This window comes from Mycobacterium sp., from assembly GCF_049280035.1.
Taxonomy (GTDB): Bacteria; Actinomycetota; Actinomycetes; order Mycobacteriales; family Mycobacteriaceae; genus Mycobacterium.
The window spans coordinates 1-16,505 of record NZ_JBAPPI010000104.1; the positions used below are offsets into that span (position 1 = coordinate 1).

General features: G+C 65.1%; 13 protein-coding genes and 1 pseudogene. 7 read left to right on the plus strand and 7 right to left on the minus strand.

What is annotated here, in order from left to right; genetic code table 11:
• The 4 genes and pseudogenes from WAN71_RS03435 to WAN71_RS03450 form a co-directional block, all read right to left on the minus strand.
• A partial coding sequence (locus WAN71_RS03435) for an Ada metal-binding domain-containing protein (protein WP_422223998.1) occupies window positions 1-94 on the minus strand: 94 nt, incomplete at its 3' end.
• 76 nt (window positions 95-170) lie between these two features.
• Window positions 171-620: a zinc-binding dehydrogenase gene (locus WAN71_RS03440; RefSeq protein ID WP_422223986.1), complete on the minus strand. Its 450-nt coding sequence runs from the start codon at window positions 618-620 to the stop codon at window positions 171-173.
• 272 nt (window positions 621-892) lie between these two features.
• Window positions 893-1,165, minus strand: a pseudogene (locus tag WAN71_RS03445) (alcohol dehydrogenase catalytic domain-containing protein); the annotation flags it as partial.
• Between the two features lie 91 nt (window positions 1,166-1,256).
• On the minus strand, window positions 1,257-2,864 hold the full coding sequence (locus WAN71_RS03450) for an adenylate/guanylate cyclase domain-containing protein (RefSeq protein WP_422223987.1): 1,608 nt from the start codon (window positions 2,862-2,864) through the stop codon (window positions 1,257-1,259).
• Window positions 2,865-2,913: 49 nt separating this feature from the next.
• Here WAN71_RS03450 and nucS point away from each other — a divergent pair, with 49 nt between their 5' ends.
• Both nucS and WAN71_RS03460 read left to right on the plus strand, forming a co-directional pair.
• On the plus strand, window positions 2,914-3,585 hold the full coding sequence (gene nucS / locus WAN71_RS03455) for an endonuclease NucS (protein ID WP_422223988.1): 672 nt from the start codon (window positions 2,914-2,916) through the stop codon (window positions 3,583-3,585).
• Between the two features lie 22 nt (window positions 3,586-3,607).
• The gene (locus WAN71_RS03460) at window positions 3,608-3,904 is read left to right on the plus strand and encodes a hypothetical protein (RefSeq protein ID WP_422223989.1); all 297 of its coding nucleotides are present in this window, start codon (window positions 3,608-3,610) and stop codon (window positions 3,902-3,904) included.
• 5 nt (window positions 3,905-3,909) lie between these two features.
• Here WAN71_RS03460 and mce read toward each other — a convergent pair whose 3' ends face one another.
• Window positions 3,910-4,392 carry a methylmalonyl-CoA epimerase gene (mce, locus tag WAN71_RS03465; protein WP_422223990.1) on the minus strand — a complete coding sequence of 161 codons (483 nt, stop codon included), beginning with the start codon at window positions 4,390-4,392 and terminating at the stop codon, window positions 3,910-3,912.
• A gap of 82 nt (window positions 4,393-4,474) precedes the next feature.
• Between mce and WAN71_RS03470 the strand changes: the two genes are divergently transcribed.
• Window positions 4,475-5,656, plus strand: a complete 1,182-nt coding sequence (locus WAN71_RS03470; RefSeq protein WP_422223991.1) for an acetyl-CoA C-acetyltransferase — start codon at window positions 4,475-4,477, stop codon at window positions 5,654-5,656.
• A 200-nt stretch (window positions 5,657-5,856) separates the two neighbouring features.
• Entirely contained in the window at window positions 5,857-6,768 is a 912-nt protein-coding gene (locus tag WAN71_RS03475) for a tetratricopeptide repeat protein (RefSeq protein WP_422223992.1), read from the plus strand.
• Window positions 6,769-6,772: 4 nt separating this feature from the next.
• Here the strand turns inward: WAN71_RS03475 and glgB are convergent, their stop codons facing one another.
• Together glgB and WAN71_RS03485 are read right to left on the minus strand one after the other, a co-directional pair.
• Window positions 6,773-8,968 carry a 1,4-alpha-glucan branching protein GlgB gene (gene glgB, locus WAN71_RS03480; RefSeq protein ID WP_422223993.1) on the minus strand — a complete coding sequence of 732 codons (2,196 nt, stop codon included), beginning with the start codon at window positions 8,966-8,968 and terminating at the stop codon, window positions 6,773-6,775.
• A 7-nt stretch (window positions 8,969-8,975) separates the two neighbouring features.
• Window positions 8,976-11,060, minus strand: coding sequence for an alpha-1,4-glucan--maltose-1-phosphate maltosyltransferase (locus WAN71_RS03485; protein ID WP_422223994.1), 2,085 nt, complete (start codon window positions 11,058-11,060; stop codon window positions 8,976-8,978).
• 150 nt (window positions 11,061-11,210) lie between these two features.
• On the opposite strand from WAN71_RS03485, the gene WAN71_RS03490 reads away from it, so the two are divergent.
• From WAN71_RS03490 to WAN71_RS03500, 3 genes are all read left to right on the plus strand, one after another.
• Window positions 11,211-13,814: a glycosyltransferase family 1 protein gene (locus WAN71_RS03490; protein WP_422223995.1), complete on the plus strand. Its 2,604-nt coding sequence runs from the start codon at window positions 11,211-11,213 to the stop codon at window positions 13,812-13,814.
• Window positions 13,815-14,034: 220 nt separating this feature from the next.
• On the plus strand, window positions 14,035-14,232 hold the full coding sequence (locus WAN71_RS03495) for a hypothetical protein (protein ID WP_422223996.1): 198 nt from the start codon (window positions 14,035-14,037) through the stop codon (window positions 14,230-14,232).
• Window positions 14,233-14,583: 351 nt separating this feature from the next.
• On the plus strand, window positions 14,584-16,308 hold the full coding sequence (locus WAN71_RS03500) for a serine/threonine-protein kinase PknH/PknJ (protein WP_422223997.1): 1,725 nt from the start codon (window positions 14,584-14,586) through the stop codon (window positions 16,306-16,308).
• Window positions 16,309-16,505 lie beyond the last annotated feature (197 nt).

The window sequence follows — 16,505 nt, forward strand, 5'->3', positions numbered from 1 at the left end:
TCCCGGTGGTCAGCACCGCGGTGACGAACCAGCCGTCGAACCGAGCGTCCTTGGATTGCACGGCCCGATAGCAGCGGTCGAAGTCTTCATGCACGGTTAAAACAATTACACCCGACCACTGACATTACTGGCGGAAAACCGACATCGTCGTGGCTGACCGGGTCGGCGGCCTACTGGCGTTCATCGAAGGCGAAAAGCACCTTGCCGCCCCGCTTGGGCGCGTCGGCGTGCTCTAACGCCTGGCGGTAGTCGTCAAGGCGGTAGGTGGCTTCGACGGGCACCGATAACGAGCCATCAGCGACCAACGAGCCCAGATAGCGGTAGGCGTCAACGATCTCGGAGTGCGGCGCGACGCTCAACCAGGTGAGCAGCCAAAAACCGGTGTGCCGCACCTCGCGCGTCAGCAGGTCGGCATTGGGCACCTGCGACGGTCCGCCACCCAGCGATCCGTAGGTCACGATGGTGCCGCCGAAGCGCAACGCGCCGACCAGTGCCGTCGCGGTGTCGGCCCCGAGGCCGTCGAGCACCAGGGCGAGCTGTTCGCCGTCGAGTTCTCGGGCGATGTCGGCAGCCAGGTCCGGCCCGCTGACCAGCACATGCTCGCCACCGGCGGCGCGCACCTCGTCGGCGGCCTCGTCGCGCCGCAGACGTTGAGCGTCTTGAGTCCGCGCAGTTGTGCCAGTGTGATCACAAGGCGTCCGACGGCCGAGTTCGCGCCCGGCTGTCCGACCCAGTCGCCGGGCTGCAGGTCGACGAACCGGTTGAGCATCACGTGCGCGGTCGCCGGATTGATCGGCAGCATGGCCAGCTGCAGCGGGTCGGCGTCCGGGTCGACTTCGACGACTTTGCCCTGCGGCACAACGACTTTCTCCGCCCAGGTGCCGTAGGTGTAGGTGGGCAGCACGATCACCCGCTTGCCCAGCAGGCCGCGGTCGACCCGCGCACCGGCGTCCACGACGATGCCGACACCTTCACCGCCGACCGGGGCCGGCGGGTCGGGCCGGGCGAAATACCGTCCGCGCAGCAGCAACAGGTCCGACGGGTTCACCGAGGCGGCCTCCATACGCACCAGCACATCGTCGGGCCCGGGAGTCGGGTCGCGGTCGTCGTGCAGCGCCACTGACTCCGAGGGTGTGCCGAACTGTGTTAGCACCAGGTGCTTCATGGCCAGCTCCCGCGTAGCAATGTTTTCTACTACCTAGCACTCGGACTCTGCGATTCGCAACACCGGCCCCCGCCGCTGCCTTGTTGACCGGCTACACGGGTGCTGCCAGTCGCGTCGGCTGGTCGTGGCCGCGCAGCGTCACGGTCTCGCCCAAAGACCAACGGGCCCGCTCATTTTCGCTCGCGGCGTTGACGGTGTCCGAGGACGCCAGTAGTCGGCTGGGTTGATCCTTGGCCAGTTCGCACAGTCGGGCGGCTTCGTTGACCGGCTCGCCGATGACCGTGTATTCGAACCGCTCTTTGGCGCCCACATTTCCGGCGACCGCCTTTCCGGCCGCGACCCCGATACCGGCTGGGCACTCGGGGACCTCGCTGTCGAGTCGACTAGCGATGGCGCGCGCTGCGGCCAGCGCTTGGTCCTCCGGTCGGTCGAGACGGTTGGGTGCGCCGAAGACCGCGAGCACGGCGTCGCCCTCGAATTTGTTGACCAGTCCGCGATGGCGATCTACCTCTTCGACGACCACCGCGAAGAAGCGGTTCAGCAGCTGCACGACTTCCGCGGCGGGGCGGCTCGTCACCAATTGCGTCGAGCCGACGATATCGACGAAAACGACTGCGACATGGCGCTCTTCGCCGCCGAGTTTTGGTTTTTCCTTTTCGGCCGCGGCGGCGACTTCGCGTCCGACGTGACGGCCGAACAGGTCGCGCACTCGTTCACGCTCGCGCAGGCCGTCGACCATCGAGTTGAAGCCGCGCTGCAGCTCGCCGAGCTCGGTGCCGTCGAAGACCACCAGATCGCCTCGCAGATCGCCCTGTTCGACCCGCTTGAGCGCCGCGCGCACCGCCCGCACCGGCGTCGCCGTCAGCCAAGACAGGATCCACATCAACGTGAACCCGAAGATCAGCGTCGCGGACGAGATGACGATCACCGCAACCGCCAGTTGTGTTTTGCTCAAATTGCCGAGCACCAGGCCACCGAGCAACGCGGTGAGGGTGATGCCCAGCACGGGAACACCGGAGCTCAGTAGCCACACGGTCAGGGTGCGGCCCATGATGCCTGGCGCCAACCGCCGTGGCACGCGGCCCGCCTCGAGCGCTTGGGCGGCCACTGGGCGTAGCGCGAACTCGGTGAACAGGTAGGAGAAGGTGGCCACCAGGATGCCAACAAAGCTCACCGAGAAACCCACGATCGGGATGAACGTGCTATCGGCCAGCCCGTAGAGCGTCGTCAACAAGGCAGCTCCAAGTCCCCACAGGGCGAGCACGCTAAGTGCCAGCCAAAGGGGGGCCAGGAAGGTGGCGCGTTCATCGGCGCGGGTGGGTTTGCGTTCCTCGATTGCCCACCGCAGGGCCGTTATCAGCCGACGGGTGATCAGGTAGGTTCCCAGCGCGAGCGCGATCGCGATGTACGCCGGTGCGACGGCGAACGTGATCCAGAGCGGTGCGTCGCTGAAGATGCTGGGCGCCGGGAACGCGATGGTCAGCAGCAGGACCGTGACGCCGATGCCGATCAGGTTGGTCGCGAGGATGAAGACCGTGATGATGAGCTGGATGCGAATCCGTCGGCGGCGTTGACTCTCCGATACGCGTCCGAGCAGCCAAGAGCCGTATGCCGGGGTCTCCGACAGCCGACCGCTCTGCTGGGTTACCGCCTCCAGCAGCCGGCCCAGCCGTTGCGCGGTTGTTCTCTTGGCCATCATCGTGGCGTCAGCCTAATTCGTCTGGTGGGTCGCGCTTAAGGTGAGTCGCGTGCGTCTCGTTATCGCCCAGTGCACGGTGGACTATCTCGGCCGACTCACCGCTCATCTGCCATCGGCCCGTCGACTATTGCTGGTCAAAGCCGACGGCTCGGTGAGCGTGCACGCCGACGACCGCGCTTATAAGCCGTTGAACTGGATGAGCCCGCCATGTTGGCTCACCGAAGAGCTGGACGGCGCGCTGCCGGTGTGGGTGGTGCAGAACAAAGCCGGCGAGCAATTGCGCATCACGATCGAGGACGTCGAGCACGACTCCAGCCACGACTTAGGAGTCGACCCCGGGCTGGTCAAAGACGGCGTCGAGGCCCACCTGCAAGCTTTACTCGCTGAGCACGTCGAGCTGCTCGGCGACGGATACACCTTGGTGCGCCGCGAGTACATGACGGCGATCGGGCCGGTCGATCTGCTGTGCCGAGACGAACAGGGCCGCTCGGTCGCGGTCGAGATCAAGCGTCGCGGGGAGATCGACGGAGTCGAGCAGCTCACCCGTTATCTGGAGTTGCTCAACCGGGACAGCTTGCTGGCGCCGGTGAGCGGGGTGTTCGCCGCGCAGCAGATTAAGCCGCAAGCGAAAACATTAGCGATTGATCGCGGAATCCGTTGTCTGACATTGGATTACGATAGGATGCGCGGAATGGATTCGGACGAGTTCCGGCTATTCTGAGCCGTCTCATTAGACTGCAGTCATGCCTCGACGCCGCACTCCACCGCGTAAGCAGCAGCCTTTCGGCCTGCTGCCGGTGCAAGACCGGGTGGAAACCGGACCCGACGGCTACGACTACCAAGTGCGGCCCGTCGCAGGGGCGCAGGCTAGCAAGACATATCGCTGCCCCGGTTGCGATCACGAAATCCGCTCGGGCACAGCCCATGTGGTGGTGTGGTTAGCAGAATCCGGTGAGGTTGCGATCGACGATCGGCGGCACTGGCACACCCCGTGCTGGGCTAATCGGGCAAATCGCACGCCCACGCGAAAGTGGTCTTGAAGAAATCAGTGCGCAGAGTCTGAGTCGGCGGCCGGTTCGACCAACTCGATGAGAACGCCACCGGCGTCCTTGGGGTGAATGAAATTGATCCGAGAGTTCGCTGTACCGCGCCGGGGCGCTTCGTAGAGCAGGCGGACGCCCTGCTCGCGCAGCCGGTCGGTAAGGGTCTCGAGGTCGCTAACCCGGTAAGCCAGTTGCTGGATGCCGGGCCCGCGCTTGTCGAGGAACTTCGCGATCACCGACGACTCGTCGATGGGGGCCATCAGCTGTACCTGGGAGCTGCCGACCGGGGCGCCGCGGACGGACAACATCGCCTCGCGAATCCCCTGATCGTCGTTGACTTCCTCGTGCAAGACGATCATGCCCAGGTTGTCGTGGTACCACGTGATCGCAGCATCGAGGTCGGGAACCGCAATGCCGACATGGTCGACCGCAGTCACCAACGCGGTAGCGAGGACTCGACCCGCAGCAACTTGATCGGTGGTCATAACGTAACGGTAACCTGACGGGAAAGATTCCGCTTCTCCGATCGCTGAGATCGGCAGTTTAAGCCCCGCTTTGGAGGTAGTCATGACGACATCGGTGATCGTTGCTGGAGCACGAACCCCGATCGGCAAGTTGATGGGTTCGCTGAAGGATTTCTCCGCCAGCGATCTGGGCGCCATCGCGATCGCCGGCGCCCTGAAGAAGGCCAATGTGCCCGCGTCGGCGGTCGAGTACGTGATCATGGGCCAGGTGCTGACCGCCGGAGCCGGTCAGCTGCCCGCCCGGCAGGCGGCCGTGGCAGCCGGTATCGGTTGGGATGTGCCGGCGATGACCATCAACAAGATGTGCCTGTCCGGTATCGATGCCATCGCCCTGGCTGACCAGCTCATTCGGGCCGGTGAGTTCGACGTGGTGGTGGCCGGCGGTCAGGAGTCCATGACCAAGGCGCCGCATCTGCTGATGGACAGCCGATCCGGCTACAAGTACGGCGATGTGACGGTCTTGGACCACATGGCCTACGACGGCCTGCACGACGTGTTTACCGACCAGCCGATGGGGGCGCTGACTGAGCAGCGCAACGACGTCGACAAGTTCACCCGCCTCGAACAAGACGAATTCGCTGCCCGGTCGCACCAGAAGGCCGCCGCGGCATGGAAGGACGGCATCTTCGCCGACGAAGTCGTGCCGGTGAACATCCCGCAACGCAAAGGCGATCCCTTGCAGTTCAACGAGGATGAGGGCATTCGCGCCAACACCACTGCCGAATCCCTGGGCGGTCTGAAGCCGGCGTTTCGTCCGGACGGCACCATTACCGCCGGATCGGCGTCGCAGATTTCCGACGGCGCGGCCGCGGTGGTCGTGATGAACAAGGACAAGGCCACCGAACTGGGGTTGGCGTGGCTGGTTGAGATCGGCGCACACGGCGTGGTGGCCGGCCCGGATTCGACGCTGCAGTCACAGCCTGCCAACGCGATCAAAAAAGCGCTTGGTCGCGAAGGTATCTCCGTCGACCAACTCGATGTGGTGGAGATCAACGAGGCGTTTTCGGCGGTGGCGCTGGCCTCGACGCGGGAACTGGGCGTTGATCCCGACATCGTCAACATCAACGGCGGTGCGATCGCCATCGGGCATCCAATCGGCATGTCGGGTGCTCGGATCGCGCTGCATGCGGCGCTTGAACTGGCCCGCCGCGGCTCCGGATACGGGGTCGCGGCGCTGTGCGGAGCAGGTGGTCAGGGCGACGCGCTGATCCTGCGGGCCGGTTAGCAGGCCACCACAAACCCGTGGCGTTAGCTGGGCCGAGCTCGCAAGTGTGTTCGGTTGCCGCGACGGCGATGGTTGCTGGCATGGGAAGCCCGGGCAAAGTTGACAGTTGATGTGATTTTGGTCATATGGCCCGCGACAGCGGGCTTCAACGCCGCAACCGGGTGGACCGGGCCGGAACGCCACATGCCAAACTTGACGACGTGACCCGTCCTCGACCTCCGATTGGCCCTGCGATGGCCGGCGCGGTCGACTTGTCCAGCCTCAAGCAAAGCGCGCCGTCCAGCAGCGATGCGGCTGCGGGGGGATCGGCAGGATCGTCCAGGCCCATCGGCACCGAGATCAACGAAGCCAACTTCGATGAAGAGGTGCTGCTGCGGTCCAACGAGGTGCCGGTCGTCGTGCTGTTGTGGTCGCCACGCAGCGATGTCTGCCTCCAGTTGGCCGACATTCTGTCCGGGCTGGCCGACGCCGACAACGGCAAGTGGTCGCTGGCCAGCGTCAACGTCGACGTGGCTCCCCAGGTGGCCCAGATATTCGGCGCCGAAGTGGTCCCGACTGTCGTGGCTTTGGCTGCGGGGCAGCCACTTTCGAGCTTTCAGGGCATGCAGCCGCCCGACCAGTTACGCCGCTGGGTGGACTCGCTGCTCTCGGCAACCGCGGGGAAGCTCGGCGGCGCAACGGATTCCGAGGAACCCGAGGCGGTGGACCCGGCCCTTGCGCAGGCGCGCCAGCAGCTCCAGGACGGTGACTTCGCCGCCGCTTCTGATTCGTATCAGGCGATACTGGACGACGATCCGAACCACGCCGAAGCGAAGGGCGCGTTACGCCAGCTCGCCTTCCTGACGCGGGCTACCGCGCAGGGGCCTGACGCAGTGGCCGTCGCCGATGCCGCTCCTGACGACATCGAGGCCGCGTTCGCCGCGGCCGACGTGCAGATCCTCAACCAGGATGTGCAGGGCGCCTTCGACCGGCTGGTCGGGTTAGTGCGGCGGACGTCCGGCGACGAGCGGACCTCGGTGCGCACCCGGCTGATCGAGCTGTTCGAGCTCTTCGACCCCGCCGACCCCGACGTCATCGCCGGGCGGCGCAACCTCGCCAACGCCCTGTACTAGTCGCCTATTCGGGCTCTAGCCACAGCGCCGAGGTGGGCGGCAGCACCAACACCCCGGATGCCGGGCGGCCGTGCCATGGCTCGTCGGTTGCGTCGACACCGCCGAGATTGCCGATACCGGTGCCGTTGTAGTCGGTCGCGTCGGTGTTGAGCACCTCACGCCACCGCCCGGCGGTGGGCAGGCCGAGACGATAGCCGCTGTGCTCCGAACCGGCGAAATTGAACACGCAGGCCATCACCGAGCCGTCGCTGCCGTACCGCAGGAAGCTCAACACGTTGTTGGCGGAGTCGTTGGCGTCGATCCAGGAATAGCCCTCCGGCCTGGTGTCCTGGCTCCACAGCGCCGGGTGGCCGCGGTAGATCTTGTTGAGGTCGTTGACCAGGCGCGAGATTCCGGTAGAGAAGCTGTTCTCGTCGAGTTGGAACCAGTCGAGGCCGTGTTCCTCTGACCATTCGGCGCGCTGCCCGAATTCCTGACCCATAAACAGCAGCTGCTTACCCGGGTGCGCCCACTGGTACGCCAGCAGGCTGCGCAACCCCGACGCCTTGACGTGGTCGTTGCCCGGCATCCGCGACCACAGCGTGCCTTTGCCGTGCACTACCTCGTCGTGGCTGATCGGCAGCACGAAGTTCTCGCTGAATGCGTAGAGCATCGAGAAGGTGATCTCGTGGTGGTGGTAACTACGGTGCACCGGATCGTGGCTGATGTAGTCGAGCGTGTCGTGCATCCAGCCCATGTTCCACTTCATCGAAAAGCCAAGGCCGCCAACACTAGTCGGCCGCGATACGCCTGGCCACGATGTCGACTCCTCGGCAATGGTGACGATTCCCGGCGCCGCTTTGTGCGCTGTGGCGTTCATCTCCTGCAGGAACTGCACGGCTTCCAGATTCTCCCGGCCGCCATAAACGTTCGGTGTCCAGCCGCCGGCCGGGCGCGAATAGTCGAGGTACAGCATCGAAGCGACGGCGTCGACTCGCAGGCCGTCGATGTGGAATTCCTCTAGCCAATAGAGCGCATTGGCTACCAGGAAATTGCGCACCTCGGCACGGCCGAAGTCGAATACATAAGTGCCCCAGTCGAGTTGCTCGCCCCGTCGAGGGTCGGAGTGCTCGTAGAGCGGTGTGCCGTCGAAACGGCCCAGCGCCCACGCGTCCTTGGGGAAGTGGGCCGGCACCCAGTCCACGATGATGCCGATTCCGGCCTGGTGGAGCGCGTCGACGAGGGCCCGGAATTCGTCCGGGGTGCCGAACCGCGACGTCGGCGCGTAGTAGGACGTGACCTGATATCCCCAGGATCCGGCGAACGGATGCTCGGCGACGGGCAGCATCTCGACGTGGGTAAACCCGTGCGCTACCACGTAATCCGTCAGCTCGCGGGCAAGGTCGCGATAGGACAGGCCCGGTCGCCACGAGCCCAGGTGCACTTCGTAGGTGCTCATCGGCTCGAACACCGGATTGCGCTGCGCGCGTGCTGTCATCCAGTCGTCATCAGCCCAGCGGTAGTCGCTGACGTTAACCCGCGACGCCGTATGCGGCGGCACCTCGGTGGCGAAGGCGAAGGGGTCGGCCCGGTCGGTGACCGAACCGTCGGCGCCGTGCACCCGGAACTTGTACAGGCCATCGGGTGGGAAGTCCGGCCAGAACAACTCCCATACGCCCGACGAGCCTAATACCCGCAGCGGGGCATCGTTGCCGTTCCAGCCGTTGAACTCCGCGATCAAGCCGACGCCCTTGGCGTTGGGCGCCCAGACGGCGAACGACACACCTTCGACCACACCGTCGGCGGTCGTGAACGAGCGTGGATGGGCGCCGAGCACTTCCCACAGTCGTTCGTGGCGCCCCTCGTTGAACAGATGCAGATCGACTTCGCCCAACGTCGGCAAGAAGCGGTAGGCGTCGGCGACCGTGTGCCCGCCGGAGCCGTCGTAACTCACCTCGAGGCGGTAGTCGATCAGGTCGGTGAACGGCAGCGCCACCGCGAACAATCCGGAGTCGATGTGCTGCAGCGGAAACCGTTCTTGGCCGACAAGTGCGACGACTTCGGCGGCGTGCGGGCGGTAGGCCCGGATGACGGTGTGATCGCCGTACTCGTGGGCGCCCAGGATGCCGTGCGGATTGTGGTGCTCACCGGACACTAGGCGGGCCAAGTCGCTGGGTTCGGGCGCCAGGTGGATCCTGGCGAGTTGGTCGGCGGGCTTCATCGCGGCGTCACCTCCGGCGCAAGAGCGTCATTCTGGATTCGGACGGTATGAGCGGCATGTTGATGATGTGGGCGGGCGAGCGGCCAGGGTCGATGCGCACATAGTTGGCTTGTCCCCATTGGTATTCCTCGCCAGTCATCTCGTCTCGGACCCAGAACCGCTCGTAGTGCTCCATACCCAATGCGGCCATGTCCAACCACAACGTCGCCTCTTCCGGTTCGAACGCGTTGAGCGTCACCACCACCAGCACGCAGTCGCCGGTGACCGGATCGAATTTGCTGTAGGCCAGCAATGCGTCGTTGTCGACGCCATGGAACGTGATGTTGCGCAGCTGTTGAAGAGCGGGATGGAGTCGACGAATCTTGTTCAGCCGTGCGATAAATGGCTCCAGCGATCGTCCCGCAGCCAGCGCGCCGGCGAAGTCGCGCGGTCGCAGCTCGTACTTCTCGGAGTCGAGATACTCCTCGCTGCCTTCCAACACGGCCTCGTGCTCGAAGAGCTCGTAGCCGGAGTACATCCCCCAGGCCGGGCTCATTGTTGCCGCCAGCACCGCACGAATCGCGAACATGCCCGGGCCGTTATGTTGCAGGACGGCGTGCAGGATATCTGGCGTGTTGACAAACAAATTCGGACGACGGAAGTCGGCGAGATAGGGGATCTCCTCGCCGAATTGGGTGAGCTCCCACTTCGACGCGCGCCAGGTGAAGTAGGTGTAGGACTGGGTGAAGCCCAGCTTGGCGAGCCCGAACTGACGGGCCGGCGGTGTGAACGCCTCGGATAAAAACAGCACGTCCGGATCGATGGCCTTCACTTGGCCGATGAGCCAGGTCCAGAAGTCGGGCGGCTTGGTGTGCGGATTGTCGACCCGGAAAACCTTGACCCCGTGGTCCATCCAGCGCAGCACCACCCGCAGCACCTCGTCGTACAGTCCGGCGGGGTCGTTGTCGAAGTTGATCGGGTAGATGTCCTGGTACTTCTTCGGCGGGTTCTCCGCGTAGGCGATGGTGCCGTCGGGCAATTCGGTGAACCACTGGCGGTGTTCCTTGGCCCACGGGTGATCGGGCGCGCATTGCAACGCCAGATCCAAAGCCACCTCCATACCCAGGTCATGCACCGCTTCGACGAATTTGTCGAAGTCATCGATCGTGCCCAGTTGCGGATGCACCGCGTCGTGGCCGCCCTCGTCGCTTCCGATCGCCCACGGCGACCCGACGTCACCGGGGACCGCGGTCGCGGTGTTGTTGCGGCCCTTGCGGTGAACTTTGCCGATCGGGTGGATCGGCGGCAGGTACACCACATCGAAGCCCATTTCCGCTATCCGCGGCAACGCCGCCGCCGCGGTCCTGAACGTCCCGTGCACCGGGTTGCCCTTGGCGTCCCAACCGCCGGTCGAGCGGGGGAACATCTCGTACCACGAGCCGAAGCGGGCCAGCGGCCGATCCACCCACACCCCGTATTGCTCGCCACGGCTGACCAGCTCACGCAACGGGTACTGCGTCAGGAGTTCGTCGACCTCCGGGGCCAGCGCCAGCGCTGCTCGGGAAACCGGATCGCCCGGCGCTTGCAGGGCTGCGGCCGCAGCACGCAACGGTTCGCGCGAACTACGGGGCACACCGGTCGCGGCGCGTTCGAGTAGCTGTGCTCCGACCAACAGGTCGTTGGACAGTTCGGACTCGCCCTGGCCGGCCTCCAGCTTGGCCTCGATGGCGTGGCGCCAGGTGTGGATCGGGTCACCCCAGCCGTCCACCCGAAACGTCCACAACCCGACGCTGTCCGGGGTGAACTGACCGTGGAAGACGTAGGGTTCCTCGCCCATGCTCATCGGGAGCCGCAGCGGCTTGATCCGGGGGAGCCGCTCGGCGACGGCCTCGATCAGTGTCGGGGCCTGCACCGCCTTGAGCCGCCGGGTTTCGCCCACTTGCGGATAGCGCGGGCCGAGATAGCGCACCACCAGCGTCGCGGCAACCGCGTCGTGACCCTCACGCCACACCGTCGCGCGGACCGGAACTACCTCACCGACCACAGCCTTTGCCGGATAGGCGCCGCCCGATACGACGGGCGCGACGTCATCGATCTCGACCCGACCGGGCACCGTCACTCCGTTTCCGATTCTTGAGTTGCTGCTCAGGCGTAAGGCTCTTTGCGCCCAATACCCACCGTAGTGTCGGACCACACCAGGGGGCAGGATGCGCTCGCCGTTCGGGAGGCGAACCCCGGTCGGCTGTCAGTAAGGTAAGGACACGTGAAAGCCCTCCGTAGGTTCACGGTCCGTGCTCACCTTCCGGAACGCCTGGGGGCGCTCGAACAGCTGTCGATCAACCTGCGGTGGTCGTGGGACACGCCGACGCAGGAGCTCTTCGAGGCGATCGATTCGGCGCTGTGGACGCAGTGCGGACAGGATCCGGTCGCGCTGCTGGGCGCGGTGAGCCCGGTGCGGCTGGACGAGCTGGCGCTCGACCGCGGCTTCCTGGACCGGCTCGACGCCCTGGCGGCCGATCTGAACGATTATCTGAATCGCCCGCTGTGGTACCAGCAGCAACAAAGCAACGGCATCGCCATGCCCAACGGCATCGCCTACTTCTCGATGGAGTTCGGCGTCGCCGAGGTGTTGCCGAACTACTCGGGCGGCTTGGGAATTTTGGCCGGCGATCATCTGAAGTCCGCATCGGATCTTGGATTACCGCTGATCGCGGTGGGCCTGTACTACCGCTCCGGCTACTTCCGTCAGTCGCTGACTGCTGACGGTTGGCAGCACGAAACCTATCCGGCGCTGGACCCGCAGGGGCTGCCGTTGCGGTTGCTCACCGATGGTGGCGGCGAGCCGGCGCTGATCGAGCTGGCGTTGCCGGAGTCCGGCCGGTTGCGTGCACGGATCTGGGTGGCGCAGGTCGGTCGGGTTCCGCTGCTGCTGCTGGATTCCGACGTTCCGGAGAACGAGCACGAGCTGCGTGGGGTCACCGATCGCCTCTACGGCGGCGATCAAGAACATCGCATGCAGCAGGAGATCCTGGCCGGCATCGGCGGGATACGCGCCATCCGGGCCTTCACCGCCATCGAGGGGCTGCCCGCGCCCGAGGTGTACCACATGAACGAAGGCCACGCCGGATTCCTCGGCACCGAGCGAATCCGCGAATTGGTCGATGCTGGTCTGGATTTCGATACCGCGCTGACGGTGGTTCGCTCCAGCACGGTGTTCACCACGCACACCCCGGTGCCCGCCGGCATCGACCGTTTTCCGATGGAGATGGTGCAGCAGTACTTCGACGACACCCTCGACGATGGCCGATTCGCGTTACTGCCCGGGGTGGCGACCGAGCGGATCCTCGCGCTGGGCGCCGAGGACGATCCGGAGAAGTTCAACATGGCCCATATGGGCCTGCGGCTGGCGCAGCGCGCCAATGGTGTTTCGCTGCTGCACGGTCGGGTCAGTCGAGCCATGTTCAACGAGTTGTGGCCGGGATTCGACCCCGACGAGGTGCCGATCGGCTCGATCACCAACGGTGTGCATGCCCGCACCTGGGCGGCGTCGCAATGGTTGGAGCTGGGTCGCGAACTGGCGGGGTCGGACTCCTCGTTCAGTGACCCCGGCGTGTGGCTGCGACTGCAGCAGGTCGACCCCGGTCATCTGTGGTGGATCCGCTCGCAACTGCGGGCGCTGCTGGTCGAGGATGTGCGGGCCCGGCTGCGTCGCTCGTGGCTCGAACGCGGTGCGCCCGATGCCGAATTGGGTTGGATCGCAACGGCGTTCGATCCAGAGGTGCTGACCATCGGGTTCGCCCGTCGGGTGCCGACCTACAAGCGGCTGACGTTGATGCTGCGCGACCCTGACCGGCTGGAACAGCTGCTGCTCGACGAACACCGGCCGATCCAGCTGATCGTCGCCGGCAAGTCGCACCCCGCCGACGACGGAGGCAAGGCGCTGATCCAGCAAGTCGTGCAGTTCGCCGACCGGCCCGAGGTGCGCCACCGCATCGCGTTCTTACCCGACTACGACATGTCGATGGCCCGGCTGTTGTATTGGGGCTGCGACGTCTGGTTGAACAACCCGCTGCGCCCGCTGGAGGCGTGCGGAACGTCGGGGATGAAGAGCGCGCTCAACGGCGGGCTGAACCTGTCCATCCTCGACGGGTGGTGGGACGAGTGGTACGACGGCGAGAACGGTTGGGCAATACCGTCGGCCTCCGGGGTGACCGACGAGGGTCGGCGCGACGACTTGGAGGCCGCGGGCCTCTACGACCTGTTGCAGCGGTCCGTGGCGCCGACCTTCTACGAGCGCGACGAGCACGGAGTACCAGGCCGGTGGATCGAAATGGTCCGCCACACCCTGCAGACGCTCGGCCCGAAAGTCCTGGCCTCCCGGATGGTGCGCGACTATGTCGAGCGCTATTACCTGCCGGCGGCCGAGTCGCTGCGCAGGACCGTGACGTTTGACGGCGACGGGCAGGCGGCGTTCGACCCGGCCCGCGAGCTGGCCGCCTACCGCCGGCAGGCCTACGAGGCGTGGCCGCAGATCCACATCACCGACGTCGACAGCACCGGGCTTCCCGACACTCCGGTGCTCGGGTCGAAGCTCACCCTGACCGCGACCGTAGAGCTTGCCGGGCTGCGGCCCGACGAGGTGACCGTCGAGGCGGTGGTCGGCAGGGTTGACACCGACGACGCGCTGGTCGATCCCGTCACCGTCGAGATGACCCATACCGGCTCAGCGGGCGGCGGCGGCGAGATCTTCTCCACGACAACGCCGCTGCCGGTTGCCGGCGCAGTCGGCTACACCGTGCGGGTGCTGCCGCATCACCCGATGCTGGCCTCCGACGCCGAGCTTGGCCTGGTCACACTCGCGCGCTGACGATGCGGGCCCGGTACGGCCCGTTGATGACGCGTCGGTGAGTTCGCCGCCGGTGCGGGTGCGGGGCTGGTGGGCCGCTGATCTGGCGATTTGCGGCTGCAACGGTGGTCTGATGCGCATGCAGAAGTCACCCAGAATGTTGCAAGAATCTTTTTAGGTGGTGATCAGATTCTGTTGTCAACGGGAAAGCCCCGGAACACCTACACAAAGGAAATCGAAAATGATCACCAACCGTTTCACCAAGTTCGCCGCCGCTTCCGTTGCTGCTGCTGCCATCGGGCTGGGCGCGCTGGCCACCGCTGCGACCGCGTCGGCCGAGACCTACCAGGGCGGCGTCATCGGCGGCCCCAACAATGGTCACGCCACGCTGCACTGGCAGGGCACCCACCCCGGTTCGGCCAACGTCCACTGGCACTAAACATCACCGGCTGGCGCCGGTGGCGGACCGCGAAGGCGACCGCCACCGGCGCAGTCGTCTGTCTGGCGGCCGATCTCTACGGAATCTTGAAGACGCGTGCGCCGAGCCGGCGCAGGGTCGGGGACCTGCCAAGAATCTTCCAAGACGTCCGGCTCAACCTTTCCCTTGACCGATAACAACGACCAATCCGCGCTAACACGGCATCTCAGACCCGGACAGGAGCCCGACATCTTCAGCAGAGAGAGGAAAGGACAGTGGCCGCACTCCATGGTGTCCGGCTGTTGGTTTTCCCGGGTGTGAAGCCATCGCGGGTCTTATCGTGTGCTGGACCCTGGACGCCGGGAGGCTGATATGGACGGCACGCCATTTGGGCGCTACCGCCTCATCGAATTATTGGGCCGTGGCGGCATGGGTGAGGTCTGGCGAGCCCACGATACCGACACCGACCGGATCGTGGCCATCAAAGTCCTGCCCGCGTATTTGTCTGAGAACGAAGAGTTTCAGCGGCGATTCCGTCGGGAAGCCCATGCGGCGGCCCGGTTGAGCGACCCGCACGTCATTCCTATCCATAATTACGGCGAAATCGACGGCCGCCTATACGTCGATATGCGGCTGATCGAAGGCCGCGACCTACAGGCCGTGCTCGCTGAGGGGCCGCTGGATCCCGCCCGTGCGGTGCGCATCATCGAACAGGTTGCGATGGCCTTGCATGCCGCCCACAAGGTCGGTCTGTTGCACCGCGACGTCAAGCCCTCCAACATCCTGCTCGATGGCAACGACTTCGCTTACCTGATTGATTTCGGGATCGCCCGCGTCATTGACGAAACACGCATGACGAAGTCCGGCAACACCATTGGCACCTTCCACTACATCGCACCCGAGCGGCTCGACAGCGAAATCGAAGAGGATGCCCGCGCCGACATCTACTCGTTGGCCTGCGTGCTGTATGAATGCCTGACCGGAGATGCCCCTTTTCCCGGTGACACGATGGCGCGCCTGATGTACGCACACGTGAACACCCCGCCGCCTCGACCCTCGACCAACCAACCGAATTTGCCCCCGCAGGTCGATGAGGTCATCGCCACCGGCATGGCCAAACACCCCGACCAACGGTATGCCACCACCGTCGAGTTGGCCAACGCCGCCCGCGACGCCATCACCGACCCCATTGCCCGGCCGACACCGAGTCCGGCGTTCCTCGCAGCGGTTGAGCCAGCAGGCAATCATGTCACCGCCGAGCCGACCCTCGCCGCCACCCAACTGGGCGGGCCCCCTGCCTCACAAACTCAGCTCGCTGACCAGCCGCGCCCGACGACCTCGCGGCTGCGGTGGTCACGCCAACACCGCCTGGGCCTGATCGCCGCCATTGTCGTGACAGTCGTAGTCCTAGCCGCTGGCTTTATCGGCTTTCAACTGCGACAACCACCCCGACCCGCACCCCAAAACCCAACCGCGCAGCCCGCGCCCCCGCCGCCGCCAACCTCTACGACACCGCCCCCGCCGCCGCCGGTAGGGGCCGACGTCCTGCAAGGGCTACTGCTGAGCCCCGAGCAAGCCGCTGCTGCTGCAACGAGTCCGACACCACTGACGGACGCATCCCCCCTTAACGAGCTGATCACCGCCACCTTCTCGGACCCGGCTTGCTCAGGCGTACTCACCTTCCGGGACACCCATACCTATGCCGGTACTGGGTGGACCGCCGTTCGTGGAGTTCAGCTGCACGACAAAGATGGGAGCGTCCAGACTCTACAGTTTTTGGTGTTGTTTCCTTCCGCGCATGATGCGCAGGCGTTCTTCGCTTCCTCCGCTCAGAAGTGGCAGGCCTGCTCCAACCAGCAGTTCACCGTCACCCAGTACAACAAGCCGACGGAATTTGCTGTGAGGTCAGTAACCAACACAAACGGCATGCTCATTGCCGCGCTCGACGTTGGCAAAAATAATGTTCCCTGCGAGCATGCATTGACGGTGGCCAACAACGTCGCCGTCGACGTCAGCGTATGCAAAAGCAACCCTCCGGTGGACAACCTCGCCGTTAGCATCGCCCATCAGATCGCCGCCAAAGTACCAACAACGTAGCGACGACGGGCCGCCATCCAACTCCTTGAGCGCTGGAAGCTTCTGTCTCAGAACAGACCTTGAGCTCAACGGGTCCGTCAGATTAACGGTGTAAGTGGCATCTTCGGTTAGTTGTTCTCGCTGGCCGGCATGCGGTCGGCGAAGGTGATCGCGAAGGCGTTCAGTGCTGGTTTCGTGCGCCGTGAGGCGCTGTGATT

Coding starts and splice junctions, on each gene's coding strand:
- WAN71_RS03470 (WP_422223991.1), top strand. CDS start 4,475: ATGACGACATCGGTGATCGTTGCTGGAGCACGAACCCCGATCGGCAAG.
- WAN71_RS03500 (WP_422223997.1), top strand. CDS start 14,584: ATGGACGGCACGCCATTTGGGCGCTACCGCCTCATCGAATTATTGGGC.
- mce (WP_422223990.1), bottom strand. CDS start 4,392: ATGACCACCGATCAAGTTGCTGCGGGTCGAGTCCTCGCTACCGCGTTG.
- WAN71_RS03460 (WP_422223989.1), top strand. CDS start 3,608: ATGCCTCGACGCCGCACTCCACCGCGTAAGCAGCAGCCTTTCGGCCTG.
- WAN71_RS03495 (WP_422223996.1), top strand. CDS start 14,035: ATGATCACCAACCGTTTCACCAAGTTCGCCGCCGCTTCCGTTGCTGCT.
- WAN71_RS03450 (WP_422223987.1), bottom strand. CDS start 2,864: ATGATGGCCAAGAGAACAACCGCGCAACGGCTGGGCCGGCTGCTGGAG.
- glgB (WP_422223993.1), bottom strand. CDS start 8,968: ATGAAGCCCGCCGACCAACTCGCCAGGATCCACCTGGCGCCCGAACCC.